The following is a 26,564-nucleotide window of genomic DNA, read 5'->3' as shown; positions in this document are numbered from 1 at the left end:
GATCCCTTCGGTTGAATTTGTTCCATCCGAGGGGCATGTTACGAGAATCTTCTGACGGGAGGCGCGGAACGACAGATGAGAAAGCCGGTCGTCGGCGTGATCGGGAATGCCCATCGCGTCGAAAATCGATTTCAGGTCCAGATGGTGGGCGAGCGAAACTTGCGCGCCGTGGCCGAGGTCTCCGGCGGCTTGCCGGTGATGTTCGCGGGCTCGCCCGACATCACCGATATCGCGGCACTGCTCGACACCGTGGACGGCATCATCCTCACCGGCGCCCGGGCCAACGTGCACCCGACCCGTTTCAACGTCGACCCCTGCGAGAAGCACGAACCCTACGACATCCACCGCGACGAGGTGGCGCTGGCCCTTTCGGTCGCCTGCGTATCCCGCGGCATCCCGCTGTTCGGCATCTGCCGCGGCCTGCAGGAGATGAATGTCGCGTTCGGCGGCTCGCTGCATCCCGAGATCCGCGAAATTCCCGGCCGCATGAACCATCGCATGCCCCGGCCTCGAGAACGGCGAGATCCATCCCGATCCGACCGTGGTGTTCGCCGACCGCCACGATGTCGACCTGACGCCGGGCGGGGCGTTCGCAAGGATTCTCGGTTGCGAGAAGATCAGGGTCAATTCGCTGCACGGCCAGGGTATCCTCGATCCCGGCAAGCGCGTGCTGATCGAGGGCGTCGCCGAGGACGGCACCATCGAGGCGATCCGGATCGCGGACGCTCCGACCTTCGCGCTCGGCGTGCAATGGCACGCCGAATACGATCCCCAGCACAATCCGGTCAACCGCAAGCTGTTCGAGGCCTTTGGCGAGGCCCTGGTGGCGCGGCAGAAGGCGGCGGCGTAGGGCGCGTTCGTGTCCCGGACAAGCTGCAACGCGGAGCGTTGCGGCGCAGAGCGGGAATCCAGCTTCTGCCACGTTGCGCACTCGGCTTGACTGGGAAGGGCGGATTAGCCGAAGGCGCAATCCGCCATCTTTACTTCATGGGGCAGCTGCAATGCCGAACTAGCGCCGTGCATTTGTTCCAGGTGGCTGCTGCTTCTTCACGATCAATCTTCATGATCGTAGGCAGCGGCTGCTCAGATCGCAAGACGGGAGCGTGGCGTATGGCAGAACCGGTTCTGGGAGCACCTCATCCGCGACGAAACCGACGATGCACGCCATCTCGGTATTGCTACATCAACCCAGTCAAGCACGGATATGTGACCCGCGTGTTGGATTGGCCGCATTCGTCATTTCACCGGGATGTCGAGGCCGGACTGTTTCCGGCGGATTAGGCGGGAGATAGCAACGTGAATGGCAACTTTGGCGATCGTGCGTGAGCGTCGTACGCATTTGGCGGATTACGCCTTCGGCTAATCCGCCCTACGAGGACTGTCTATCCAAGGTGCATCCCGAATTTCTGACGAGATAAACCAATCAGTAGGAATTGGTCCGCCCTGATTTTTGCGGCTCTGATTTGTTCTTTGAGAACGAAGTGGAGTCAGATGCAGAACGAAAGCTGACGCGCCCGAGACACAAGCTGCACGGCCGCTACGCGGACGAAGCGCAAGCGTGCCAGCCGATCGTCCGGCTTCAGCGTGATCCAAGCTTTTCAACGCGCCTTGGTTGAAGGCGGGTGCCTGAGTTCAATGTCGCTGAAACGAAAAGGCGCCTCCTTTCGGAAGCGCCTTTTGCTGTCGCGGACAGGTCGGGCCGCTCAGCCCGAATAGTACATCTCGAACTCGACCGGGTGCGGGGTCATTTCGAAGCGGGCGACCTCGGTCATCTTCAGCTCGATGTAGGCGTCGATGAAGTCGTCGTCGAACACGCCGCCGGCCTTGAGGAAGCCGCGGTCCTTGTCGAGGTTCTCGAGCGCCTCGCGGAGCGAGCCGCAGACGGTCGGGATCTGCTTCAGCTCTTCCTTCGGCAGGTCGTAGAGATCCTTGTCCATCGCCGGACCCGGATCGATCTTGTTCTTGATGCCGTCGAGGCCGGCCATCAGCATCGCGGCGAAGCCGAGATAGGGATTGGCCATCGGATCGGGGAAGCGCACCTCGACCCGCTTGGCCTTGGGCGAAGCGGTGTAGGGGATGCGGCAGGAGGCCGAGCGGTTGCGCGCGGAATAGGCGAGCAGCACGGGGGCCTCATAGCCCGGGACCAGACGCTTGTAGGAGTTGGTCGAGGGGTTGGTGAAGGCGTTGATCGCCTTGGCGTGCTTGATGATGCCGCCGATGTAGTGCAGGCAGGTCTCCGACAGGTCGGCGTATTTGTTGCCGGCGAACACCGGCTTGCCGTCCTTCCAGATCGACTGGTGCACGTGCATGCCCGAGCCGTTGTCGCCGAAGATCGGCTTCGGCATGAAGGTGGCGGTCTTGCCGTAGATGTGCGCGACCTGGTGGATGCAGTACTTGTAGATCTGCATGTGGTCGGCCATCAGCGTCAGCGTGTCGAACTTCATGCCGAGCTCGTGCTGGGCGGAAGCGACTTCGTGGTGATGCTTCTCGACCTTGACGCCCATCTTGGCCATGGCCCCCAGCATCTCGGAGCGCATGTCCTGCACCGAATCCTGCGGCGGAACCGGGAAGTAGCCGCCCTTGGTGCGGATGCGGTGGCCGAGATTGCCGCCTTCATATTCGGTGTCGGAATTGGTCGGCAGCTCCGAGGAGTCGAGCCGGAAACCGGTCTTGTAGGGGTCGGCCGAATAGCGCACGTCGTCGAACACGAAGAACTCGGCTTCGGGGCCAACGAACACGCTGTCGCCTACGCCCATCGACTTCACCATGGCCTCGGCCTTCTTGGCGATGCCGCGGGGGTCGCGGTTGTAGGGCTCGCCGGTGGTCGGCTCGAGCACGTCGCAGGTGATGACCATGGTGGTCTCGGCGAAGAACGGGTCGATCGTCGCGGTGACCGGATCGGGCATCAGGCACATGTCGGACTCGTTGATCGCCTTCCAGCCGGCGATCGAGGAGCCGTCGAACATCGTCCCTTCGGCGAAGATGTCTTCATCGATCATGCTGACGTCGAACGTCACATGCTGCCACTTGCCGCGCGGATCAGTGAAGCGCAGGTCGACGTACTTGACGTCGTTGTCCTTGATCGATTTCAGGACGTCTTTGGCGGTCTTCATGCATACCCCTTTTGGCTCTGCGGGTCGGTTTCCAGATGAGCAAATTGTTCTCGCTGAGGGCGAGTTTTGCGCGACCGCACAAACGAAATCAGGCCGCCGAAGCAGCCTTCATTCTAGTCGGAGTGTCGCAAAATTCGGGATAGCACCCGGCTCAGATAGCGTCCAGCCCGGATTTGCCGGTTCGGATGCGGATCGCCTCTTCGATGTTGGAGACGAAGATCTTACCGTCGCCGATGCGCCCGGTTTGCGCGGCGCGGCGGATCGCGTCGATGGCGCGCTCGACCAGATCGTCGCCGATCACGATCTCGATCTTCACCTTGGGCAGGAAGTCGACGATGTATTCTGCGCCGCGGTACAGCTCGGCGTGCCCCTTCTGCCGGCCAAAGCCCTTGGCCTCGGTCACGGTGATGCCCTGAAGGCCGACTTCCTGCAGCGCTTCCTTCACCTCGTCGAGCTTGAATGGCTTGATGATGGCTTCGATTTTCTTCACTGCGCGCCTCCGGCCTTTCGATCAAATCGCAACGTCTTCGTCAGGATGCGCTTCTCTAACGCACGATCTTGTCTTCGCTATGCCGGAAGTCCTGACCTGTCCGGCACCAACGGCCGGCGACACCCTGAAAAATGCCAGTGAGCACGACGAACCGAAGCGGCTTCCTCGAAAGCAGGGTCTATGCCAAGTTGCAAATGCCCTGATTATTGGAGCGTTATCAGCCTTTTAACGAGCATCTCTGAGTGGTGGCGCCGACTTGCACAAAATACCGAAGACTACGAAATAGGCAAACGGTTCAATCTGTGTGCAGATCGTTGTTCCCCACGTCTTATCCGCGCCGAAGATGCCTGCTGAAAAGGCGATTGTACTAGGGAATTGGCATGGAAGTTCTGACCAACGCCGAAATGCAGCGGGCGGACCAGCTCACCATCGCGGCCGGCACGCCCGGTTTCAAGCTGATGCTGAGCGCGGGCCAGGCCGTCGCCGAGGCCGCCCAGGCACTGGTGGAGGAGGGGCCGATCCTGATCGTGGCCGGGCCCGGCAACAATGGCGGTGACGGCTTTGTCGCAGCCGCCGAGCTCGCCGCCCAGGGGCGCGAGGTCTCGGTGATCCCGATGTGCGAGCGCGACCAGCTCCAGGCCGATGCGGCCTCCGCCGCGCGCGGCTGGAAGCACCCGGTGCTTCCGTTCAATCCGCAGGCGATCGGAAGGCCTGCGCTGATCATCGATGCGCTGTTCGGTGCGGGCCTCAGCCGCCCCGTCGATGGCGAGGCGCGCGCGATGATCGAGGCGATCAACGCCAACGGTGCCCCGGTGCTCGCGGTCGACCTGCCGAGCGGCATCAACGGCACCAGCGCGGCCGTAATGGGCGCTGCGGTAAACGCCACCGAGACCGTCACCTTCTTCCGCAAGAAGCCGGCGCATTTGCTGCTGCCCGGCCGGATGCATTGCGGCCGCGTGCGCGTCGTCGACATCGGCATCGACGCGCAGGTGCTGGACGAGATCGCGCCGCAGACCTTCGAGAACGATCCGGAGGTCTGGGGCGCCACCTTTCCGCTGCCGCGCATCGACGGCCACAAATACGCGCGCGGGCACGTGCTGGCGGTCTCCGGCGATGCGGCCGCGACCGGGGCCGCGCGGCTTGCCGCGCGCGGCGCGTTGCGGGCAGGGGCGGGCCTGGTGACGCTGGCGAGCCCGCGCGATGCGCTCGCGATCAACGCGGCAGCGCTGACTGCGGTGATGGTTCGCGCGGTCGACACCGTCGTCGAGTTCGGCGAGCTGCTCGCCGACAAGCGCTACAGCACCTGCATCATCGGTCCCGGCGCGGGCATCGGCGAACGCACCTGCGATCTCGTCCACACCGCGCTGAGCGCGCAGCGTCATCTGGTGCTCGATGCCGATGCGCTGACCAGCTTTGCCGCAACCCCCGAGCGCCTGTTCGAATCGGTCAAGTCCTCAGCTGACAATGCAGTGGTGCTGACCCCGCACGAAGGCGAGTTTCCGCGCCTGTTCTCGGACCTCAGCAACAAGTTCCCGGGCCGTTCCAAGCTGGAGCGGGTGCGCGCCGCCGCCGAGCGGTCCGGCGCCGTCGTGCTGCTGAAGGGGCCCGACACCACGATCGCCGCTCCCGACGGCCGCGCCACCATCGCCGCCAACGCGCCGCCCTGGCTCGCCACCGCCGGCGCCGGTGATGTGCTGTCCGGCATCATCGCAGGGCTGCTGGCTCAGGGCGTGCCGGCGTTCGAAGCCGCCAGCATCGGCGTCTGGATGCATGGCGAGGCGGCAAGCGAAGCCGGGCCGGGACTGATCGCGGAGGATCTCACCGAGACGCTGCCGGCGGTGCACCGGCGGATCTATTCCGCGCTGGGGGTGGAGTACTAGTGCTCAGGCAGCCGAGTAGGGATGGGGAGAGCGCAGCGAAACCCATCATCCCAAACCTTGACGTGATGGCGATGGGTTTCGCTGCACTCTACCCATCCACAAGAGCTTCACTCCACCGCGTACCAGCGCACCAGCCGCGGCGCGGCCCAGTCCGTTGCAACCGACTCGATCAGCCATCGCCCGGGCGCGGTCGCCGCGAAGGCGACGCGCTGAGTCTGGCCGGGCTCGAGCGCGAGCGTGTCGAGCCAGTAGGGCTTCCAGCCGTCGTCGAGCCTGTCGAGCAGCCGGAAGGGGTGGCCGTGCAAGTGGAACACGGTGGTGACTGAGCCGGGATTGCTCAGGGCCAGCACGACGGTGCGGCCGGTCCTGGCCCGGAAGGCGGGTGCGGAGGCCGTGGAGAAGTTCGCGGGCCGGGCCCAGCCCGCATTGGGGGCGCCGGGCGCGACATCGAACCGCAGGGCGCCTTTCAGATCGAGCATCTCGGCAAGGTCGTTCGGAGCGAGCGGCTGCGGCGGGGCCAGCGGAACGCGCCGCGCCAGCTGGTCGGAGATCTTGAGGCTGCCGACACGGTGCGCCGCCTTGCCGTCGTGCAGCAGGAACGGGGCTGATGCGGCCGCATCCACGACGGCGTCGGCCCGTGCGCCGGGCGCCAGCACCAGGGCGCCGTTGCGCGCCGAAAACGGCTCGGCGGGCTGCCCGTCCAAGGCCAGCACGCGGACGTCGTGGCTTTCCAGTTTGATAGCCAGAACAGTGCGTTGCGAGCCGTTGATAAAACGCAGCCGCAGCCGTTGATGGCCCAGGGCTGAGAGTTCGAATGAAGTCTGACCGTTGATCGTATAGGCCGGCGTCGCGTCCTTCGGGTCCTGGCCCGGCGGGACGGCGGTGCCATCGGGGCGCAGGCGCCATTCCTCGATCAACAGCACCTCGTCACGATCGACAACGGCCGGGCTGGTCTCGGCCGCGACGATCGCCAGCGGGCGTGCCGGCTGCTTCAGGCCGTCCTCGAACAGGCGGAAGTCGGCCAGCAAGGTTCCGGCATGAGGTATTGAAATAATTGATGTTTCGACCGCGTTCGGGGGCGCGGGCGCGCGTCCTCGCAGCGGATCGGCCGGAACGGGACCAGTGAGGCCGTACCAGACTGGCGCAAGCGGCACAGCAAGGTCGTTTCGAAACACCACCTCGCAGCGGTCGCCGCGCTTGAGCCGGACGTCCCGGAGATGGCTGACGGCGGCGAGCTCCCAGACGGGTGTAGCAGGCTGACCCGGTCTGAGAGCCAGCGTTGACGCCCTTGCCTGTAGGGCAAGCTGGGCAGTCACTGGCGGGGTTGCGCCGCCCGCGATGACCGCGGCCGCGGAGGCGCCAAGCCCGGCCAGAACCTCGCGCCGATTGGGGACAAAGATCCGCGGTTTCATGGGGCAATCCGGACCACGCCGTGCTGGATAAGTCCAGCCATCGTACCTACTTGAAGCCTGCCTCCATCAGACCATTTTTTTGCTGCGAACAGTCAGGCACATGTTATAAGCCCGGCCGCCCGCGGCATCGCGGCCGGTCTTGATGCAACTTCACGCGGGCGTGGCGGAACTGGTAGACGCGCTGGATTTAGGTTCCAGTGACGAAAGTTGTGGGGGTTCGAGTCCCTCCGCCCGCACCAAGCGCTGATCGCGTTTGCACGGATTACGAGGGCCTGCTTTCGCGCGGATGTCTGTCCGCTGAAGCCGGTCCGATGCAGCACCGGCGTCGAGGGTTTGCCTCGCGCCGGATCGATTAATGACAGCGTCCCGACGCATGCGCGCCGGGACCGAACGAGAAGAAGATTGGACGCCATGCAGGTCACAGAGACCCTCTCGGAAGGTTTGAAGCACGAGTTCAAGATCAGCGTTCCCGCGTCTGATCTCGACGCCAAGGCCGGCGCCAAGCTCGTCGACCTCAAGGACAAGGTCCGCATCAACGGCTTCCGTCCCGGCAAGGTGCCGGTCTCGCACCTGAAGAAGGTCTACGGCCGCTCGGTGATGGCCGAGACCATCGACCAGACCATCCGCGACACCAACACGCAGCTGTTCTCCGAGCGCGGCTTTCGCCTCGCGACCGAGCCGAAGATCACCATGCCGAGCGAGCAGGCCGAGGTCGAGGAGCTCCTGAGCGGCAAGACCGACCTGACCTACACGGTCGCGATCGAGGTGGTGCCGGCGATCGCGCTCGCCGACTTCAAGACCTTCGAGGTCGAGAAGCCCGTCGCCGAAGTCACCGACGCCGACGTCAACGAAGCCATCAAGCGCATCGCCGACAGCAACCGCACCTATGCCGCGAAGGCCGAGGGCGCCAAGGCCGAATCCGGCGACCGCGTCACCATCAACTTCAAGGGCACCATCAACGGCGAAGTCTTCGAGGGCGGCACCGGCGAGGGCATCCAGGTGGCGATCGGCTCCAACACCTTCATTCCGGGCTTCGAGGAGCAGCTGATCGGCATCGGCGCCGGCGAGACCCGCACGCTGAAGGTGTCGTTCCCGCAGAACTACATGAGCGACAAGCTCGCCGGCCAGCCGGCCGAGTTCGAGACCACCGCGACCTTGATCGAGGCGCCGCAGGACGTTGCGATCGACGACGAGTTCGCCAAGACGCTTGGCCTGGAATCGCTGGACAAGCTGAAGGAAGCCGCGCGCGAGCGTCTGGTTGCCGAGTTCGCGACCGCGACGCGCCAGCGCGTCAAGCGCGCCTTGCTCGACCGCCTCGACGAAGCGCATCGCTTCGAGGCGCCGCCCTCGCTGGTGGACGAAGAGTTCAATCTGATGTGGAACTCGGTCAAGGCCGAGATGGCCTCCGCCGGCAAGACCTTCGCCGACGAGGACACGACTGAAGACAAGGCCCAGGAAGAGTACCGCAAGATCGCCGACCGCCGCGTGCGGCTTGGCCTCGTGCTCTCCGAGATCGGCGAGAAGAACAAGATCACCGTGACGGATGACGAGGTCGGCCGCGCCGTGATCGAGCGCGCGCGCTCGATGCCGGGCCGCGAGAAGGAGGTCTGGGACTATTACCGCAGCAACGCCCAGGCGTTGGCCCAACTCCGTGCACCGATCTATGAGGACAAGGTTGTCGACTTCATCCTCGAGCTCGCCAACGTGACCGAGAAGAAGGTCTCGCGCGAGGATCTCTACAAGGACGACGAGGCGGAAAAGACCGCGGCCTGAGGGCTTTGAGACAGCCATCTGTTAAGGATGATCAGCGAAGGGGCCCAGCTAGCCAGATGGCCGGCTGGGCCTCTTTGTGCGAATCAGCTTCAACTGCCCGACGGATTAAGCCTTAATGCGCGCCGCACTTGTCAGAAGCGAATTGGGCTATATCTGTCGGTACGCCTTCCATCCTACCAAGTTCCTGCATCACAGGACGTCCATTCGCCCTTCCGGCGGTTCCAGCCAAGCCGGCAAGCCTTGCCCGGCGATGGCCGTCTCCGAAAACCCTAGGTGACTCATGCGCGATCCGGTTGAAACCTACATGAACCTCGTGCCCATGGTGGTCGAGCAGACCAACCGTGGCGAGCGCGCCTACGACATCTTCTCGCGCCTCCTCAAGGAGCGCATCATCTTCGTGACCGGCCCGGTCGAGGACGGCATGTCGACGCTGATCGTCGCGCAGCTCCTGTTCCTCGAGGCGGAAAATCCGAAGAAGGAAATCTCGATGTACATCAACTCGCCGGGCGGCGTGGTGACGTCGGGCCTTGCAATCTACGACACCATGCAGTTCATCCGCCCGCCGGTCTCGACGCTGTGCACGGGGCAGGCCGCCTCGATGGGCTCGCTGCTGCTCTGCGCCGGCGAGAAGGACATGCGCTTCTCGCTGCCGAACGCGCGCATCATGGTGCACCAGCCCTCCGGCGGCTTCCAGGGCCAGGCCACCGACATCATGCTGCACGCCCAGGAAATCCTGAACCTGAAGAAGCGGCTCAACGAGATCTACGTGAAGCACACCGGCCAGACCTACAAGTCGATCGAGGATGCGCTGGAACGCGACAAGTTCCTGACCGCGAACGACGCCAAGGAGTTCGGCCTGGTCGACAAGGTCATCGACAAGCGCGCCGAGGAAGCCGCGCCGGCGAAGACCCAGTAACACTACCGGGGTGACGGCGGTCCCTCGGCAACCCCCGAGGAGATCGCCTGTCACCTTCAGGTGGCGTTCACGCTATGGACGCATATGCGCGCTGCAAAACGCAGTTTTCCGCCCTGCGACAGGCAGAAGGTTCCGCTTTCGTGCCTGTTTTTCGTGGCAATCCAGCAACGCCGTGGTGATTTCGGTCACTTCGCCCATGCCAAGACCGGAAATCACGGTATTGTCACGGGTAGCCGGCGACCCCCGATTAGCGAATTCTTGATAGTCGGGTGACAGCATGGTTGGCTACGATTGATCGGCTATGATCGCGGAGAATCGAGCGACCGTGATCTGCACGGGATGTAATGCGTAGGGTCTTTTTTGGTACGGAATTTGCTCTACTTAAGCTTCATGCCGACCATCGTGTCGGAATGGAGCGATCAAGCGGAACGGGATCGAACCGCGGACGGAGACATGAATGAGTAAGGTCGGCACGAGCGACTCCAAGAACACGCTATATTGCTCGTTCTGCGGCAAGAGCCAGCACGAAGTCCGCAAACTGATCGCGGGTCCCACGGTCTTCATCTGCGACGAGTGCGTCGAGCTCTGCATGGACATCATCCGCGAGGAGAACAAATCCTCGCTGGTCAAGTCGCGCGACGGCATTCCGACGCCGAAGGAAATCTGCAAGGTCCTGGACGACTACGTGATCGGCCAGAGCCATGCGAAGAAGGTCCTGTCGGTCGCGGTGCACAATCACTACAAGCGCCTCAACCACCAGACCAAGCACAACGACGTCGAGCTCGCGAAGTCGAATATCCTGCTGATCGGTCCGACCGGTTCGGGCAAGACGCTGCTCGCGCAGACGCTCGCGCGCATCCTGGACGTGCCGTTCACCATGGCGGATGCGACGACGCTGACCGAGGCCGGCTATGTCGGTGAGGACGTCGAGAACATCATCCTGAAGCTGCTCCAGGCCGCCGACTACAATGTCGAGCGGGCCCAGCGCGGCATCGTCTACATCGACGAAATCGACAAGATCAGCCGCAAGTCCGACAATCCCTCGATCACGCGCGACGTGTCGGGTGAGGGCGTGCAGCAGGCGCTGCTGAAGATCATGGAAGGCACGGTGGCGTCGGTTCCCCCGCAGGGCGGCCGCAAGCATCCGCAGCAGGAGTTCCTGCAGGTGGATACCACCAACATCCTGTTCATCTGCGGTGGCGCGTTCGCGGGCCTCGAGAAGATCATCTCCGCGCGCGGCCGGTCGACCTCGATCGGTTTCGCAGCCCAGGTGATGGCGCCGGAGGACCGCCGGACCGGCGAGATATTCCGTCACGTCGAGCCCGAGGACCTGCTGAAGTACGGCCTCATCCCCGAGTTCGTCGGCCGTCTTCCGGTCGTGGCGACGCTCGAGGACCTCGACGAGACCTCGCTGAAGAAGATCCTGACCGAGCCGAAGAACGCGCTGGTGAAACAGTACCAGCGGCTGTTCGAGATGGAGAACATCGAGCTGACCTTCGCCGACGAGGCGCTTGGCGCGGTCGCCCGCAAGGCGATCGAGCGCAAGACCGGCGCGCGCGGCCTGCGTTCGATCCTCGAGGCGATCCTGCTCGAGACCATGTTCGACCTGCCGGGCCTGGAAGGTGTGGAAGAGGTCGTGATTTCCCGCGAAGTCGTGGAAGGCACGGCGCGTCCGCTCTACATCTACGCCGATCGGTCCGATCGCGCCGTCGAGAACGCCAGCGCCTGACCCGGCGGCGCCGGAACGCTTCAATTGGACCTTCAAGTTGGGCTGCGGAAGAATATCTCCGCAGCCGGTGTTGCGTCGCTTACCGCGTTGCGTAAGCGCCTGATGGCGCGCGTTTTTCAATGACTTGACACCCCCCGGGTCGATAGCCACCTAATGTCGGCGGCGAGCGAAAAATTCTCTTCCAGATCTCGCCTCAGATCCGATCCGGCGAGCCGGTCCAACTCGTAACAGGACCGACCGGCCTTGCGGATCACCTCGGCACCTTGTGGCGGTTGCGCATGAGCATGGCGGGCTGCGTGCAAGGGGGCAAAGCAAAAGGAAAAGGCCATGACTAATCCAAAACCCCGGCCAACCATCGTCCATGGCGAAACGCACGCCTATCCGGTGCTGCCGCTGCGCGACATCGTCGTCTTCCCGCACATGATCGTTCCGCTCTTCGTCGGCCGCGAGAAGTCGATCCGCGCGCTCGAAGAGGTGATGAAGAACGACGCGCTGATCATGCTCGCGACGCAGAAGAACGCGTCCGACGATGATCCGGCGCCCGATGCCATTTACGAGACCGGTACGCTCGCCAGCGTGCTGCAGCTCTTGAAGCTTCCCGACGGCACCGTGAAGGTGCTGGTCGAAGGGCTCGAGCGTGCGCGCGTGTCGAAATACACCGATCGCGCCGACTATTACGAGGCGACGGCAGTCGCGCTCGCCGACACCGATGCGAAGTCGGTCGAGGCGGAAGCGCTGGCCCGCTCGGTCGTGTCCGACTTCGAGAGCTATGTGAAGCTCAACAAGAAGATCTCGGCCGAGGTCGTCGGCGTCGTGCAGGCGATCACCGATTTCGCCAAGCTCGCCGACACTGTTGCCTCGCATCTCGCGGTCAAGATCGCGGATCGGCAAGGCATCCTGGAGACGCTGTCCGTCACCACGCGCCTGGAGAAGGTGCTGGGCCTGATGGAGAGCGAGATCTCGGTGCTGCAGGTCGAGAAGCGCATCCGCTCGCGCGTCAAGCGCCAGATGGAGAAGACCCAGCGCGAGTATTATCTCAACGAGCAGATGAAGGCGATCCAGAAGGAACTCGGCGACGACGACGGTCGCGACGAGCTCGCCGATCTCGAAGAGAAGATCTCCAAGACCAAGCTCTCCAAGGAAGCGCGCGAGAAGGCGCAGCATGAATTGAAGAAGCTGCGCCAGATGTCGCCGATGTCCGCGGAAGCGACCGTCGTGCGCAACTATCTGGATTGGCTGCTGTCGATCCCGTGGAACAAGAAGTCCAAGGTGAAGAAGGACCTGGAGCAGGCGCAAGCCATCCTGGACCTGATCATTACGGGCTTGAGAAGGTCAAGGAACGCATCGTCGAGTATCTCGCGGTGCAGTCGCGCGCCAACAAGCTGACGGGCCCGATCCTGTGCCTCGTTGGGCCCCCCGGCGTCGGCAAGACCTCGCTCGGCAAGTCGATCGCGAAGGCGACGGGGCGCGAATTCGTGCGCGTCTCGCTCGGCGGCGTGCGCGACGAGGCCGAGATCCGCGGTCACCGCCGCACCTATATCGGCTCGATGCCCGGCAAGATCATCCAGTCGATGCGGAAGGCGAAGTCGTCCAACCCGCTGTTCCTGCTGGACGAGATCGACAAGATGGGCGCCGATTTCCGCGGCGATCCGTCCTCCGCCTTGCCTCGAGGTGCTCGACCCCGAGCAGAACGGGACGTTCAACGACCACTATCTCGAGGTCGATTACGATCTGTCCAACGTGATGTTCATCACCACCGCGAATACGCTCAATATTCCGGGGCCGCTGATGGACCGCATGGAGATCATCCGGATCGCGGGCTACACCGAGAACGAGAAGGTCGAGATCGCACGCAAGCATCTGATCCCGAACGCGGTGTCCAAGCATGGCCTGGACTCCAAGGAGTTCTCGATCGACGACGACGCGCTGCTGCTGCTGATCCGCCGCTACACCCGCGAAGCGGGCGTGCGTAACCTGGAGCGTGAGCTCTCCACACTCGCCCGCAAGGCGGTGAAGGAGCTGATGATCTCCAAGAAGAAGTCGGTCAAGGTCACCGAGAAGACTCTGGAAGAGCTGCTCGGCGTGCCGAAGTACCGCTTCGGCGAGATCGAGAGCGAGGCGCAGGTCGGCATCGTCACCGGCCTTGCCTGGACCGACGTCGGCGGCGAGCTGTTGACGATCGAAGGCGTCATGATGCCCGGCAAGGGCAAGATGACGGTCACGGGCAATCTGCGTGACGTGATGAAGGAGTCGATCTCGGCGGCGGCATCCTATGTCCGCTCGCGCGCGATCAACTACGGCATCGAGCCGCCGATGTTCGACCGCCGCGACATCCACGTGCACGTGCCGGAAGGCGCGACGCCGAAGGACGGTCCGTCCGCGGGCGTGGCGATGGCCACCGCGATCATCTCGGTCATGACCGGCATCCCGGTCCGCCACGATGTCGCGATGACCGGCGAGATCACGCTGCGCGGCCGGGTGCTGCCGATCGGCGGCCTGAAGGAGAAGCTGCTGGCTGCGGCCCGCGGCGGCATCAAGACGGTGCTGATCCCCGAGGACAACGCCAAGGATCTCACGGAGATTTCCGATGCGATCAAGGGCGGCATGGAGATCATCCCGGTCTCCCGCCTCGACGACGTCATCGCCAAGGCCTTGGTGAAGAAGCCGACGCCGATCGTCTGGGAAGAGGACACCAAGGTGACGGTGAAGCCCGATGGCGACGAGGCCGCCGGCGGCCTGACCGCTCACTGAGTGTGCGGCTCGAAAAGATGATAAAACGGCGCCTTCGGGCGCCGTTTTTATTTGGGGCAGGGAGAGAGGGGCGATGCAGATCGACGGGCAATGCCATTGCGGCAAGATCGCCTATCAAGCCGAGATCGACCCCGATTCCGTGTCGGTTTGCCACTGCACCGATTGCCAGACCCTGACCGGCTCGCCGTTCCGCGTGACCGCCATCTGTGCGGGGGCCGACATCCGCCTGACCGCCGGCACGCCAAGAATCTACGGCAAGCGCGGCGACAACGGCCGGATGCGCTTCCAGCACTTCTGCGCCGATTGCGGTTCCCCGCTGTTCACCAGCGGTGAGGGCGACCAGGCCGACGATTGGGGCATCCGCTGGGGTTCAATCCGCCAGCGCGACCAGCTGCGGCCCGTCCGGCAGATCTGGTGCCAGTCGGCCGCGGTGTGGATCGACGCGGTGCCGCTGCTGCCGGGGCGGCCGCAGGATTGAGCCTGGAATGACGTTCCGCGCTTGCCCGTCCGGGGCCTGGGAGGCTAAAGAGGCGGCGAGGGCGGTTAGCTCAGCTGGTTAGAGCATCTCGTTTACACCGAGAGGGTCCGCGGTTCGAATCCGTGACCGCCCACCAGCCTTGAACCCGTTGCGTCGGGTCACCCGATCGGCAAGTCCTGGCGCGCGACGTCGCCGCTGCGCTCTGTGGCCTTGTACCCGCCTCGCGCCATTGCCGGCTGCCATTGCCGAAGCCAGCCGAGCGGATCGGCCAGGAAACGGGTCAGCGGCTTGATGGTGGGTTTTTCGACCAGCACGTAGACCAGCCAGGCGACGGCAGCGAGGAATGCGGGAAGCACGAACGCGCGGATCAGCATGTCGCCCGCGGAGTCACGGCCCACATGCGCCCAGTGCAGGATCATCATCCCGACGTCCTGATGAATCAGATAGAGCGGATAGCTGATGACGCCGATGAAGGCGAGGGCGCTCGACCACCGTGGCAGAAGGTGGTCATACCGCGCGGCAAGATAGACGGCGGCCGTGCCAAACCACAGCAGCAGCGACCGGTACAGCTCGATCTGGGCGGACGGCTGCTTGACGCCCATCTTCAGATGATAGAGCTCCACCGAGAACGCCACGATGATCCCGCGATCGCCTCCCTGGTGCGTCCCCTGACAAGGGCAGCCACGCTCATGCCGGCGATGAAGAACGGAAAGAAATCGTTGGAGGTGTAATAGTCCGTGCTGGTGGTCACCGTCCGGAAGATGGTCACGGCGCACAGCAGCGCCAGCAGCCGTTGCTTGAGCCCCAGCTCCATCATCAGGAAGCAGAAGAGGTAGAATTGAAACTCGATCTGCAACGACCAATAGGCACCGTCGGGCAGATTATAGTTCACCTGCAGGATGTTGAGCGTCGGAAGCGCGATCAGCGTGTAGACGTAGTGGACCCATTTCAGCCCACGGCCGGGTTCGACCAGCTCGGGCGCCAGAAACTTGAACAGCGTCGTCAGGAAGCCGCAGACGATCAGCGCGGGAAGCAGTCGGCCGAGCCGCTTGGCATAGAAGTGCCAGGCCGTTTGCGACGTCTCGGCGCTGAATGCGATGCAATAGCCGCTGATGATGAAGAACAACAGCACGCCGAACGTGCCCCGGTTGAAGGCCTGCAGCGGGACAAAATGGTAGAGCAGCACCCAGATGATGGAGATGGCGCGCAGGCAATCGATGCCGACCGATCGTTCGGATTTCAAAGGGTTTCCTCAGGTTTCCGAAGTTAGAACAGTGGCTTCCCATTGTGTCAACTCTGGACCCCGTGCTCGCGCCGGTCCCGTGCCTGACTGCGCGCGACGGCGGCGGCACTCGGATAGTCTCGCCGGAATTGGTCTTGCGTCCGGGAACTGCATGCGGATAAGCGTCTTCTGGTTTGGCGGACGACCGGCGGTTCGAGGGAGAATGCGATGCAACAGCCTGGCCACGAGCAAAACGCCGACCAGATCGCCTATTGGAACGGCCCGAGCGGGCAGCGCTGGGCCGATCGCCACGCGGCCCAGGAAAACCTGCTCGGACCCATTGCCGACGTGCTGATCGACCGTGCCCGGCCCAAGCCGGGTGAGCGCGTCCTCGACGTCGGCTGCGGCTCCGGCGCGACGACGTTCGCTTTCGCCAGGGCTGTTGCGCCGAACGGCTTCGCGCTCGGCCTCGACGTGTCCGAGCCGATGCTGTCGCAGGCCCGTGCACTGGCACCAAAGGGCCTGCCGCTTGATTTCGTGCTGGCGGATGCGACGGTCCATCCGTTCGAGCCGGCCAGCTTCGATCTGCTCGCCTCACGCTTCGGCGTGATGTTCTTCGCCGATCCCGTTGCGTCCTTCACCAACCTCCGCCGAGCGCTGAAGCCGTCCGGCCGGCTCGCCTTCGCCTGCTGGCGCGAGCCGAAGGAGAATCCCTGGATGATGGCGCCGCTGATGGCGGTCTACAAGCACGTGCCGAAGATGCCGCCCGTCGGGCCGGAGGAGCCCGGCCCGTTCGCCTTCGCCTCGGAGGAGCGCGTAATGCGAATCCTCAAAGGGGCCGGCTTCGTCGACGCGGCGATGGAGCCGCACAATCTGCCGATGGATGTCGCGATCGGCGGTGGGCTCGATGCGGCGGTCGACGGCGCGTTGCAGATCGGCCCGGCCAGCCGCGCCCTGCAGGGCCATCCGCCCGAGACATATGAGGCCGCCAAGACTTCGATCCGCGAGACGCTCGCGCCGTTCCTGAAGGGGCAGCGCGTTGAGCTGCAGGGCGCGATCTGGATCGTCACGGCGAAGGTGGGGTGAGGCTGCCGCGGCGGCGCCGATCTATGACAGATGGGCGAGGAGAATGAGCTGAATTGCGCGATCCGACGTGAAAGCGTTGTGGTTGTGCCGGTCCGTGCATTCTGCTAAGCGCTGCCTCAAATGTCCGATCATCAGCTTCATGGGCGGCTGCCAGGCATCCAGCTCGGGCGCGCAATCGCCGCCCTGGCGGTCTTTTACTTCCATACGCATCTCGCGCTGAAATACTTTGATCCGGCGGGGCTCTATACATGGCGGTTCTTGGCCGATCGCGGTGCGGCCGGCGTCGATCTTTTCTTTGCGATTTCCGGTTTCATCGTTTGCTACGTCTCGAAGGCGCCGGGCTATACGCCCACCAGCTTCCTCGCCAAACGATTCTTCCGGATCTATCCGCTCAATGCCCTGGCCACGCTCGTCATGGTCGTGCTCTTCAGCCGCAGCATTGGTGGCCCGCCGCATGAGATCGAGTTCGGCCGGGTGTTGAAGTCGCTCCTGATTATCCCGCAACAGACACCGATGAATGCGGTGGGCTGGACACTCGAATACGAAGTCATTTTCTACATCGTCTCCGCCATCCTCATCCCTATCGGCGGCGTCAGGCTGTTGTTGCTGTGGTGCATTGCCGCTGCTGCTATCGGAACTGAAATAGCGCCACAGCCTCCGCAGATCTCGCGTTTCGGTGACGATCACTACGCCGACTTTGCCGCAGGGGTGTTCGCCTACATGACGGTTTCGCGACTTCAGCCTCGCTGGAGCTCCAGTCTGGCATTGTTGGCGCTCGCGATCTGGGTTTACGCATTCGGGCTGCCCTTGACGTCATGGATGACACCGGTCGCATGCTGGCTCGCCGTTGCCGGGCTTGCGCTCTTGCCGGCTGCGCCGCGCCTCGGCGTCAAGCTTGGCGACATCTCTTATGGCCTCTACATCTGGCACTGGCCGTTGTTCTTGATCCTGCCCTGGCTGGCGCTGCGAAAGCAGCTCGACCCGGGCACCGGCGAGATGTGGCGCTGGATTCTGCTCGCGCTTCTCCTCGCCATCGCGTCCGCGTCATGGATGTGCTTCGAGCGCCCGATCAATCGCTGGGCGGCGCGCTGGCTCGCGCAGCGCCTCGAGGACCGGCGGTGTCGTCGCCGACCGACAGCGCCCCGACGCGGTGACATAGCCGGCGTCCTTACCGCGCCATCGGTGTCGTCCCTGCGAACGCGGAAATTGGTGCGGGCAGCGCAATGGCTCACACCACATCATCCGGCGCCAGCGCGCAGCCGTTGTCGGGATGGGTCTCGACCTGAAGCGTGGTGTGGCCGATGCGGAACGACGTCTTCAAGAGCTGCGCTGTCTCCATCAGGAAGGCATCGCCGGTGCCGGCGGGCATGACGAGGTGGCAGGTCAGCGCCGTCTCGGTGGTCGAGATCGGCCAGACATGGAGATCGTGAATCCCCGAGACGCCCGGGCGGGCCAGCAGGAACGCCCTGATCGCGGCGAGGTCCGTGCCCTTGGGCGCTGCGGCCATCGACATGTCGACGGAGCCGCGCAAGAGGCTGGTGGTGCTCCATAGGATCGTCGCGCAGATGACGAGGCTGGTGACGGGATCGAGCCAGAGCCAGCCGGTCCAGATGATCAGCGCCGCAGAGATCACGACGCCGAGCGAGACCGCGGCGTCCGCGGCCATGTGCAGGTACGCGCCCTCGATGTTGATGTCGTCCTCGCGTCCGCGCGCGAACAGCAGCGCGGTGAAGCCGTTGATGAGGATGCCGATGCCGGCGACCGCCATCACGGTGACGCCCGCGACCGGCTCCGGCTCACGCAGGCGCAGGATCGCCTCCCAGCCGATCGCACCGGTTGCGACCAGCAGAAACACCGCGTTGGCCAGCGCGGCCAGGATGGTGGAGGCACGAAAACCGTAGGTGAAGCGGCCGCTCGGCGCGCGGCGCGCCGCGATCGAGGCGCCCCAGGCGATGACGAGGCCGAGCACGTCGGACAGGTTATGGCCGGCGTCGGCGAGCAGGGCGGTGGAGTTGCCGATGTAGCCGTAGATCGCCTCGGCCACGACCAGCGCGATGTTGAGCGAAATGCCGAGCGCGAACGCCTTGCCGAAATTGGCGGGGGCATGGACATGGCCGTGCCCATGACCATGGCCATGCCCATGACCATGATCATGCGAATGACCGGCATGGTCATGGTGGTGATGACCGTGGTGGTCGTGGTCCAATTCTAGCGCTCCCCGGACGCTGCCAAATGAGGCGTCATTGTAGGCGTTTCGCGCGTCCCGTCACGGCGGAACAGCACGTAGAGCGCCGGCAGCACCAGCAGCGTCAGGATGGTCGACGAGATGATGCCGCCGATCACCACGGTCGCGAGCGGCCGCTGCACCTCGGCGCCGGCGCCGGTGGCGAGCGCCATCGGCACGAAGCCGAGCGAGGCGACGAGGGCCGTCATCAGCACCGGCCGCAGCCGCGTCAGCGCGCCTTCGCGAACAGCCTCGATAACGGATCGTCCCTCGCTGCGCAGCCGCTCGATGAAGGCGATGATGACGAGGCCGTTGAGCACCGCGACGCCCGACAGCGCGATGAAGCCGACGCCGGCGCTGATGGAGAGCGGAATACCGCGCAGCAACAGCGCCGCAACGCCGCCGGTCAGCGCCAGCGGCACGCCGGAGAACACCAGCGCGGCGTCGGCCGCCGATCCCATGCTCATGAACAGCAGCAGGAACACCATCAGCAGCGCCACCGGCACCACGATGGTCAGCCGCTTGGTCGCCGAGACCAGCTGCTCGAACTGGCCGCCCCAGCCGATGAAATAGCCCGGCGGCAGCTTGACCTTCTCGGCCACCGCCGCCTCGGCCTCGGCCACGAAGGAACCGAGGTCGCGGGCGCGGACATTGGCGGTGACGACGATCCGTCTCTTGCCGTTCTCGCGGCTGATCTGGTTGGGCCCGGGCGTCGCATCGACGGTGGCGACCGACGACAGCGGCACGTAGCGCATCTGGGCGAGGGGAGAGGCGACGAGCGCGGTGCGAACCGCGGTGCCGGAGCCGGCCTCCTCGCCGGGCGGCAATGGAATCGGGATCGCCCGGATCGCCTCGAGATTGCCGCGCAAATGCTCGGGCAGGCGGACCACGATGTCGAAACGGCGGTCGCCCTCGAACAGCTTGCCCGCGGACTTGCCGCCGACGGCGATCTCGACGATGCCCTGCACCTCACCGACGCTGAGGCCGTAGCGGGCGAGCGCCTGGCGGTCGAGGCGGACGGTGAGGATCGGCAGGCCCGCCACCTGTTCGATCTTGACATCGCTGGCGCCTCGGATGCCGCGGATCGCGGCCTCGACCTGCTTTGCGGCACCTTGCAGGATGTCGAGGTCGTCGCCGAAAATCTTGACGCCGACATCGCTGCGCACGCCGGAGGTCAGCTCGTTGACCCGGAACTGGATCGGCTGGGAAAGTTCATAAGCGCTGCCCGGAATGTCGTCCGCGGCATGGTCGATGGCCTCGACCACCTCCGATTTCGGCTTGTCCGGGTCGGGCCATTCGCTGCGCGGCTTGAGCATGATGTAGCCGTCGGTCTGCGCCGGCGACATCGGATCGGTCGCGATCTCGGCGGTGCCGATGCGGGTGAAGAACTCCTTCACCTCCGGAATCTGCGTGACGCGCTTTTCCAACGCCTTCTGCAGGTCCAGCGATTGCGTCAGGCTGGTGCCGGGAATCCGGATCGAGGCAAGCGCGACGTCGCCTTCGTCCAGGCTCGGAATAAACTCGCCGCCCATGCGCGAGGCGGCGATCCCGCTGGCGATGACGATGAGCGCGGCCATGATGGCAACGGCCGCGCGGTTGTCGATGGCCCAGCGAAGCAGGGGGAGATAGCCGCGCTTGGCCATCCGCATGAACAGGTTTTCGTGCTCGGACACCTTGCCGGTGACGAAGATCGCCACCGCCGCCGGCACGAAAGTGACGGAGAACAGCACGGCGGCGCCCAGCGCCATCAGCACGGTCAGCGCCATCGGCGTGAACATCTTGCCCTCGACGCCGGTCAGCGTCAGCACGGGCAGATAGACCACCGCGATGATCAGCGTTCCGAACAGGCTCGGCTTGATGACTTCGCCCGATCCGCGCAGGATCGCGCGCAGCCGCTCCGTGGTCGTGAGCAGGCCGCCTTTCTCGCGTTGAGCCGCAGCCAGCATGCGCAGGCAATTCTCGACAATAATCACGGCGCCGTCGACGATGATGCCGAAATCGATCGCGCCCAGGCTCATCAGGTTGGCGCTGACCTTGGTCTCGACCATGCCGGTGATCGTCATCGCCATCGACAGCGGGATGACGCAGGCCACCACGAGCGCGGCGCGGATGTTGCCGAGGATCAGGAACAGCACCGCCACCACCAGCGCCGCGCCCTCCAGCAGGTTGTTCCTGACGGTGCGGATGGTGGCTTCGACGAGGTCGGTGCGATCGTAGACGGTCCGCGTCACGACGCCCTCGGGCAGTGACTTGGCGATGTCCTCGAGCCGGGCTGCGACGCGGCGCGCCACCGTGCGGCTGTTCTCGCCGATCAGCAGCATGGCGGTGCCGAGCACGGTTTCCTCGCCGTCGCGTGTCGCGGCTCCGGTACGTAGATCGCGGCCCTCGGCCACAGTCGCGACGTCCCTGATCCTGACGGGATTGCCGCCGCGCGAGCCGATCACGACGTCCTGGATCTCGGCGATGTTGCCGACCTGGCCCGGCGAGCGCACCAGATATTGCTCGCCATTGCGCTCGATATAGCCGGCGCCGACATTGGCGTTGTTGGCGGCCAGCGCCGTCATCACGTCGCGGAAGCCGAGCCGGTAGGCCATCAGCTTGCCGGGATCAGGCAGCACGTGGAATTGCCGTTCGAAGCCGCCGATGGTGTTGATCTCGATCACGCCGGGCACGTTGCGGAGCTGCGGCTTGATGATCCAGTCCTGCACGGTGCGCAAATCGGTGAGCGAATAATCGTGGCCGCCTTGCGTCTTCGCGCCCGTCTTGTCGTCCCTTTTGGCTTCGACGGTGTACATGAAGATCTCGCCGAGCCCGGTCGAGACCGGGCCCATCGCGACCTCGACGCCCACAGGCAGCTGGTCCTTCACCTGCTGGATGCGTTCGCCGACGAGCTGGCGGGCGAAGAAGATGTCGGTGCCGTCCTTGAAGACGACCGTCACCTGGCTGAGGCCGTAGCGCGACAGCGAGCGGGTGTAGTCGAGTTTCGGCAGCCCTCCCATCGCGGTCTCGACCGGGAAGGTGATGCGTTGCTCGGTCTCGAAGCGGCGAATAGCCGGGCGCGCGGGTGTTGATCTGGACCTGAACGTTGGTGACGTCCGGGACGGCGTCGATCGGCAGGCGTTGGAAGTTCCAGGCCCCGAAAGCGACGGCGCCGAGCGCGAGCAGGAGGACCAGCCAGCGCTGGGCAAGCGAGGCTGCGATGAGGCGCTCAATCATGCTCGGCCTCGCCCTTGCCCATTTCCGCTTTCACGACGAAGCTGTTCTCTGCGACATAGTGCTCGCCGGCTGCGAGCCCGGCCTTGATCTCGACGAATCTCGGATCGGAGTCGCCGAGTTCGACCGGGCGGGCCTCGATCTTGTCGCCGTCCTCGCGGACGAACACGATGGTCCGGCCCTCCAGCGTCTGGATCGCGCTCCGGCGCACGGCGACCGCGACGTTGCGCGCGGCGAGGATCAGCCGCGCCGTGACGAACAGGCCGGGACGCAGGCGGCCGTCCGGGTTTTGCAGCACCACGCGTGCCAATGCGGTCTGGGTCTCGCTCGAGCCGATCGGCGCCATGTAGGAGATCGTGCCCTTGATCTCGCCGCGGCCGTCGTCAGGATCGATCAGCACCTCGTCGTTGATGCGGACGCGCCGGAGGTCCTGCCGGTAGATCGACAGATCGACCCAGATGGTGGAGAGGTCGGCGACGACGAAAGCCGGCTTCTGCTCGGAGGCGTATTCGCCGAGCGAGATCTGCCGCTCGATGACGGTTCCGGCCATCGGCGCCTTCAGCTCGTAGACGGTGAGGCTCTGGTTGCTCTCGATCGCGGCCAGCAGGTCGTCCTTGGCGACCTTGTCGCCGATGCGCTTCAGGATCGATTTGGCGAGGCCCGGAAAGCGCGGCGTCACCTGGACCACGGCTTCCTGGTTCGCGCGCAGGATGCCGTTGAAGGCGAGGGTGTCGGTGAGCGTCGCGCTCGCGGCTTCCGCCAGCGTGACGCCGGCCGCCGCCAGCTTGACGTCGGAGATGCGGATGCGGTCGGCGCCGTGCTCGTCCTGCTCGACATGGTCGTTCGGCTTCTTGTGTTCGGAATGCTCGGCATGCTCGGTGTGCGCGACCTTGGCCGGCGCGAGCAGGGAGTAACCGTAAGCGCCGAGCGCGGCGGCAACGAGTGCGACGAGAACGGTGGAGGACATCTTCATCGTGCGCTCTCCCGCGCCAGCGTAAAGGGATTGCCGACGAGGCCTTCGATGGTCGCCACCCCTGCATGGAAGTTCTGCAGCGCCTCCTGCTCGCGCAGTCGCGCCTGGGTGACGCTGGCCTGGGCGTCGAGCACCTCGAGCAGGGTGAAGCGGCCCTGGCCGTAGCCTTGCGAGATCGCCTCTGAGGCCTCAACCGCCTTGGGAATGGCGGTCTCGCGCAGCACCGCGAGCTCGCGCAGTGAGCCCTGCAGCGAGTCGTAGGCGCGGCCGGCAATCACGATCAGCGTGTTGCGGTTGGCCTCGCGCTCGGCCTTGGTCTTGGCAAGGCTCTCCTGCGCCGAGAGGATGTTGCCCTGGTTGCGGTCGAACACGGGAATGGGCACCGAAAGTGTGAAGCGCACGGCATCGTCATTGGTTTCGTTGAAATGACGCCAGCCGGCCGCGATCCGCACGTCCGGATAGGGCTTGAGCCGCGCCAGCAAGAGCTCGGCGTTGCGCTGGGCAAAGACCGCGGTCCAGCGCACCAGCTGCGGATTGGCGTCGATGGCGGCGACGACGGATTGGAACGTCGGCGGCTTGCCCATGGTGTCGAGCCGGCCGGAGACCTCACCGAATTGCGTGGCGGGATCGCCCATCAGCACCGCGAGCTCGCGTCGGGCGCTGGCCAGCGTCGCCTTGAAGCGTTCGCGGTCGGCCTTCACCAGGGCGGAGGCGACCTCGGCGCGGCCGGTCTCGGCCGGTGAGGAGGCCCCGGCCTCGACGCGGCGGCGCAGCAGCGGGGTCAGCCGGTCGATGGCGGCAATCTGCTCGTCGAGGATCTGGATGCGGCGCTGCGCGCCGAGCACGCTGAGGAAGGCGATCGCGGTCTCCGACAGCACCTCGAGCCTGACGGCCTTGCGCTGGATCGCCGCGACTTCGACGCCGGCCGCTCCGGCGGCGATCCGCGCGTCGCGCTTGCCGAACAGCTCGAAAGCCTGGCTGATCTGGAGCGTGGTCTCGGCCGATCGCGTCCCGCGATATTTGCCGGAGCCGAGTGAATCGTCCTGCTCGTAGGACAGCTCCGGATTGAGCAGCGCGCCGGCCTGGATGCGCTGGCCTGTGGCGATGCCGACGTCGCGCTCCGCCGCCGTCAGCCGCGGGCTCGCGGCCAGCGCGCGCGACAGTGCACTGCGCATCGTCAAAGTCTGGGCCTGCGCCGGCGGCGCAAGCGCCCCTCCGGCAATCAGGCACGCTGCCGCGCACGCCAGGCGCGCAGCCGTTCCCCTGCGAAACATGAAACCGACCTGTGAAGGATGAACTCAATGGGCGCGGAACGCCCGACCAATCCGTTCAGGCAATGTGTTTGGGAGGCGGAGAATCGGTATCGGGGATAATGCCGGCGAGTCGGGAGGCATGTTGCGGACGTGTTGCCGGCACAGGCGCGACCAATGCCGCCGATGGCGCCGGCTGGGTGACGGTCAACGAGAAGCAGCCATGGCAATGATGTCCGCCGATGGCCCTGTCGTCGCCATGGTCCGAGGGTCCGTCCAGGACCGCGGCGATCTCTGAGCCGCCGCCGGGCGTGGTGACGTCGATATCGTGCGAGCCGTGCAGCGCGCCCGCGAGCAGATAGATCACCGCGATCAGCACGGACAGCACTCCGCGCCAAGGGCGCGGACGGCAGGTTCCTGAGGGCTGGCGGTTGGCGAGCACGACGTCACTCTCGTTACGGTCGGTGCCCGGCCTAGCATGGCGGCCGGAACAGTGTCGACCCGCAACATTGTTACGTCCCTGGAACAATTGCCGCAGCGGCGCGTGCGTCGTGATCGGCTCTTACTGGCGGGCGATGATGCGGCGATGCGAAACCGTGGTTTCGATGAGCGGCGTACGGTTCGCCTCCGGACCGTGGCTGCCCACGTCGGTCTCCACGGCAATCGCGGCGCGACAACCGGCCTCCCTCGCCCGTTCCAGCCACTTGATGGCTTCGTCGATCCATTGGTCGTGGTGCTCGGGATCGGCAAGGGCCTTCTCCCGGAATGCATCCGCCTGATGCAGGCACGCCGTTCTGCGATCCACGCGGCTCTCCCGATCTACAGGTTCCGCCCCGATCGCATCTTCGATGATCCCGAGCTTGGCGTCGTTAACATAGGACAGGAGGCGGTGGTCGCAGACACGGAAAGGCCCCAGCCGGATCTCACCGGCTGAGGCCTTGTGCTCACAATCTTCATCCTCGGGACTCCAGCACTCAATTCGCATCTCGCGCCTTCGTTCCCGCCGATCTGTCCTATTTGGAACGTTCCTCATACGTCGCGATTAGCGGTCAGAAGAAACTGAGGAGGACGGACAATGGACGGATTGATTTACCTGATCGGCTTGATCGTCGTCATCATGGCGATCCTGTCGTTCTTCGGCCTGCGCTGAGAGCGCCGCGATGACGGTTGAAACGCTCATGCGGGAAGAAATCATCGAAGGCGGCCTGGAGGGCGACGCCCCCCGACCCATCCAGTGGAGCTCGGTGTTCGCAGGCGCTCTCGCCGCCAGCGCAATGTCGTTCATCCTGGTCGGATTTGGTGTCGCGGTCGGCTTGGGGGTCAGTTCGGCCTCGCCGACCTGGCGTGATGCCTCGGCAGCGCTGGCGCTGCTCTCCGGGCTCTATTTGATCATCCAGGCGATCATCAGCTTCGGCTTCGGCGGCTACATCGCCGGTCGGACGACCCGACCGGCGCCTGCGCTGGCAACGATCGAGGATGATGGCGAGCGGCGGGACGGCCTGCACGGGCTGACCTCCTGGGCCCTGGCGGTGCTGGCCGGCGCGGCTCTGCTCGCGCTTCTCGGCGCTGCCGCGCTCGACCGCTCGCCGATGCGGAGCTCCGCCAGCAATACGTCCGCGGCCGAGCCCCTCTTGAGCTATGAGCTCGACAAGCTGTTCCGCGCGCCCCGCCGCGCGCCGAACATCGATCTGAGGGAGCCGCGCGCTGAAGCTGGCCGCATTCTGATGACGTCGTCCAGCCACAGCGGCGTCAGCGCCGATGACCGGACCTATCTGGTGCAACAGGTTGCTGGTCTTACAGGGCTGGCGGCCCCCGACGCCGAGCGGCGCGTCGATGCGCTGATCGCGGACTCGAAGACGGCGATCAACCGTGCGCGGCGCAACTCGATCATCGTCGCATTCTCGGTCGCAGCCGCGACCCTGATCGGCGCCGCGGTGGCCTGGGCGGCGGCGGTTGCCGGCGGACGGCATCGCGATGGAGAGCCGTTGCCGAACTGGATGTCGAGCTCAAATCGCTTCCATCGCAATCCGCGCGCGATGCCGGTGTCGTAAGCT

At 64.9% G+C, this 26,564-nt stretch carries 17 protein-coding genes, 2 tRNA genes and 4 pseudogenes; 12 read left to right on the top strand and 11 right to left on the bottom strand.

Going from position 1 to position 26,564, the window contains the following annotated elements; all coding sequences use genetic code 11:
* The first annotated feature begins 75 nt into the window (after positions 1-75).
* Positions 76-850, top strand: a pseudogene (locus ACETMP_RS08385) (gamma-glutamyl-gamma-aminobutyrate hydrolase family protein).
* A gap of 853 nt (positions 851-1,703) precedes the next feature.
* Here the strand turns inward: ACETMP_RS08385 and glnA are convergent.
* Both glnA and ACETMP_RS08375 read right to left on the bottom strand, forming a co-directional pair.
* Positions 1,704-3,113, bottom strand: coding sequence for a type I glutamate--ammonia ligase (gene glnA / locus ACETMP_RS08380; RefSeq protein ID WP_375160577.1), 1,410 nt, complete (start codon positions 3,111-3,113; stop codon positions 1,704-1,706).
* Between the two features lie 151 nt (positions 3,114-3,264).
* Positions 3,265-3,603, bottom strand: a complete 339-nt coding sequence (locus ACETMP_RS08375; protein WP_375160576.1) for a P-II family nitrogen regulator — start codon at positions 3,601-3,603, stop codon at positions 3,265-3,267.
* A gap of 380 nt (positions 3,604-3,983) precedes the next feature.
* Here ACETMP_RS08375 and ACETMP_RS08370 point away from each other — a divergent pair, with 380 nt between their 5' ends.
* Positions 3,984-5,483, top strand: a complete 1,500-nt coding sequence (locus ACETMP_RS08370) for an NAD(P)H-hydrate dehydratase (RefSeq protein WP_375160575.1) — start codon at positions 3,984-3,986, stop codon at positions 5,481-5,483.
* Between the two features lie 107 nt (positions 5,484-5,590).
* On the opposite strand, the gene ACETMP_RS08365 is transcribed toward ACETMP_RS08370, so the two are convergent.
* Entirely contained in the window at positions 5,591-6,895 is a 1,305-nt protein-coding gene (locus ACETMP_RS08365; protein ID WP_375160574.1) for a multicopper oxidase domain-containing protein, read from the bottom strand.
* 154 nt (positions 6,896-7,049) lie between these two features.
* On the opposite strand from ACETMP_RS08365, the gene ACETMP_RS08360 reads away from it, so the two are divergent.
* The 7 genes and pseudogenes from ACETMP_RS08360 (at position 7,050) to ACETMP_RS08330 (ending at position 14,678) form a co-directional block, all read left to right on the top strand.
* A tRNA-Leu gene (locus ACETMP_RS08360) sits at positions 7,050-7,134 on the top strand.
* 172 nt (positions 7,135-7,306) lie between these two features.
* Complete coding sequence (gene tig / locus ACETMP_RS08355; protein ID WP_375160573.1) at positions 7,307-8,668, top strand: trigger factor; 1,362 nt, start codon at positions 7,307-7,309, stop codon at positions 8,666-8,668.
* A gap of 280 nt (positions 8,669-8,948) precedes the next feature.
* On the top strand, positions 8,949-9,584 hold the full coding sequence (locus tag ACETMP_RS08350) for an ATP-dependent Clp protease proteolytic subunit (protein ID WP_128917433.1): 636 nt from the start codon (positions 8,949-8,951) through the stop codon (positions 9,582-9,584).
* A 457-nt stretch (positions 9,585-10,041) separates the two neighbouring features.
* Positions 10,042-11,313, top strand: coding sequence for an ATP-dependent Clp protease ATP-binding subunit ClpX (gene clpX, locus ACETMP_RS08345; protein ID WP_018320118.1), 1,272 nt, complete (start codon positions 10,042-10,044; stop codon positions 11,311-11,313).
* A 327-nt stretch (positions 11,314-11,640) separates the two neighbouring features.
* Positions 11,641-14,064: pseudogene (lon, locus tag ACETMP_RS08340) on the top strand (endopeptidase La).
* A 73-nt stretch (positions 14,065-14,137) separates the two neighbouring features.
* Positions 14,138-14,542, top strand: a complete 405-nt coding sequence (locus tag ACETMP_RS08335) for a GFA family protein (protein WP_375160572.1) — start codon at positions 14,138-14,140, stop codon at positions 14,540-14,542.
* A gap of 59 nt (positions 14,543-14,601) precedes the next feature.
* Positions 14,602-14,678 (top strand) — tRNA-Val (locus ACETMP_RS08330).
* 22 nt (positions 14,679-14,700) lie between these two features.
* Here the strand turns inward: ACETMP_RS08330 and ACETMP_RS08325 are convergent.
* Positions 14,701-15,177, bottom strand: a complete 477-nt coding sequence (locus ACETMP_RS08325; RefSeq protein WP_375160571.1) for an acyltransferase family protein — start codon at positions 15,175-15,177, stop codon at positions 14,701-14,703.
* Positions 15,147-15,785 carry an acyltransferase family protein gene (locus ACETMP_RS08320; RefSeq protein WP_375160570.1) on the bottom strand — a complete coding sequence of 213 codons (639 nt, stop codon included), beginning with the start codon at positions 15,783-15,785 and terminating at the stop codon, positions 15,147-15,149. The genes ACETMP_RS08325 and ACETMP_RS08320 overlap by 31 nt, the downstream gene beginning before the upstream one ends.
* Positions 15,786-15,992: 207 nt before the next feature.
* Between ACETMP_RS08320 and ACETMP_RS08315 the strand changes: the two genes are divergently transcribed.
* Positions 15,993-16,850 carry a methyltransferase domain-containing protein gene (locus tag ACETMP_RS08315; protein WP_375160569.1) on the top strand — a complete coding sequence of 286 codons (858 nt, stop codon included), beginning with the start codon at positions 15,993-15,995 and terminating at the stop codon, positions 16,848-16,850.
* A gap of 120 nt (positions 16,851-16,970) precedes the next feature.
* Positions 16,971-17,882: pseudogene (locus tag ACETMP_RS08310) on the top strand (acyltransferase family protein); the annotation flags it as partial.
* 196 nt (positions 17,883-18,078) lie between these two features.
* On the opposite strand, the gene ACETMP_RS08305 reads toward ACETMP_RS08310, so the two are convergent.
* The 6 genes and pseudogenes from ACETMP_RS08305 to ACETMP_RS08280 form a co-directional block, all read right to left on the bottom strand.
* Entirely contained in the window at positions 18,079-19,056 is a 978-nt protein-coding gene (locus ACETMP_RS08305; protein ID WP_375160568.1) for a cation diffusion facilitator family transporter, read from the bottom strand.
* A gap of 2 nt (positions 19,057-19,058) precedes the next feature.
* A pseudogene (locus ACETMP_RS08300) lies at positions 19,059-22,290 on the bottom strand (efflux RND transporter permease subunit).
* Complete coding sequence (ihpB, locus tag ACETMP_RS08295) at positions 22,283-23,260, bottom strand: divalent metal ion exporter adaptor subunit IhpB (RefSeq protein WP_375160567.1); 978 nt, start codon at positions 23,258-23,260, stop codon at positions 22,283-22,285. The pseudogene ACETMP_RS08300 and the gene ihpB overlap by 8 nt, the downstream one beginning before the upstream one ends.
* Positions 23,257-24,534 (bottom strand): divalent metal ion exporter subunit IhpA, encoded by a 1,278-nt coding sequence (gene ihpA, locus ACETMP_RS08290; RefSeq protein WP_375160566.1) that lies wholly within the window; start codon positions 24,532-24,534, stop codon positions 23,257-23,259. The genes ihpB and ihpA overlap by 4 nt, the downstream gene beginning before the upstream one ends.
* A gap of 55 nt (positions 24,535-24,589) precedes the next feature.
* Positions 24,590-24,952 (bottom strand): hypothetical protein, encoded by a 363-nt coding sequence (locus ACETMP_RS08285; RefSeq protein WP_375160565.1) that lies wholly within the window; start codon positions 24,950-24,952, stop codon positions 24,590-24,592.
* 120 nt (positions 24,953-25,072) lie between these two features.
* Positions 25,073-25,495, bottom strand: coding sequence for a hypothetical protein (locus tag ACETMP_RS08280; RefSeq protein WP_375160564.1), 423 nt, complete (start codon positions 25,493-25,495; stop codon positions 25,073-25,075).
* Between the two features lie 175 nt (positions 25,496-25,670).
* Here ACETMP_RS08280 and ACETMP_RS08275 point away from each other — a divergent pair, with 175 nt between their 5' ends.
* Positions 25,671-26,561, top strand: coding sequence for a hypothetical protein (locus ACETMP_RS08275; RefSeq protein ID WP_375160563.1), 891 nt, complete (start codon positions 25,671-25,673; stop codon positions 26,559-26,561).
* Positions 26,562-26,564 lie beyond the last annotated feature (3 nt).

Source organism: Bradyrhizobium dasycarpum, assembly GCF_042019905.1.
GTDB lineage: Bacteria > Pseudomonadota > Alphaproteobacteria > Rhizobiales > Xanthobacteraceae > Bradyrhizobium > Bradyrhizobium japonicum_B.
The sequence above is the reverse complement of the archived record's forward strand: the minus strand, read 5'-3'. Positions and strand labels throughout refer to the sequence as shown.

Excerpts from the sequence above, each read along its gene's own strand:
- glnA (WP_375160577.1), bottom strand. The coding sequence starts at position 3,113 with ATGAAGACCGCCAAAGACGTCCTGAAATCGATCAAGGACAACGACGTC.
- ACETMP_RS08370 (WP_375160575.1), top strand. The coding sequence starts at position 3,984 with ATGGAAGTTCTGACCAACGCCGAAATGCAGCGGGCGGACCAGCTCACC.
- ACETMP_RS08365 (WP_375160574.1), bottom strand. The coding sequence starts at position 6,895 with ATGAAACCGCGGATCTTTGTCCCCAATCGGCGCGAGGTTCTGGCCGGG.
- tig (WP_375160573.1), top strand. The coding sequence starts at position 7,307 with ATGCAGGTCACAGAGACCCTCTCGGAAGGTTTGAAGCACGAGTTCAAG.
- ACETMP_RS08350 (WP_128917433.1), top strand. The coding sequence starts at position 8,949 with ATGCGCGATCCGGTTGAAACCTACATGAACCTCGTGCCCATGGTGGTC.
- clpX (WP_018320118.1), top strand. The coding sequence starts at position 10,042 with ATGAGTAAGGTCGGCACGAGCGACTCCAAGAACACGCTATATTGCTCG.
- ACETMP_RS08335 (WP_375160572.1), top strand. The coding sequence starts at position 14,138 with ATGCAGATCGACGGGCAATGCCATTGCGGCAAGATCGCCTATCAAGCC.
- ACETMP_RS08315 (WP_375160569.1), top strand. The coding sequence starts at position 15,993 with ATGCAACAGCCTGGCCACGAGCAAAACGCCGACCAGATCGCCTATTGG.
- ihpB (WP_375160567.1), bottom strand. The coding sequence starts at position 23,260 with ATGAAGATGTCCTCCACCGTTCTCGTCGCACTCGTTGCCGCCGCGCTC.
- ihpA (WP_375160566.1), bottom strand. The coding sequence starts at position 24,534 with ATGTTTCGCAGGGGAACGGCTGCGCGCCTGGCGTGCGCGGCAGCGTGC.
- ACETMP_RS08280 (WP_375160564.1), bottom strand. The coding sequence starts at position 25,495 with ATGCGAATTGAGTGCTGGAGTCCCGAGGATGAAGATTGTGAGCACAAG.
- ACETMP_RS08275 (WP_375160563.1), top strand. The coding sequence starts at position 25,671 with ATGACGGTTGAAACGCTCATGCGGGAAGAAATCATCGAAGGCGGCCTG.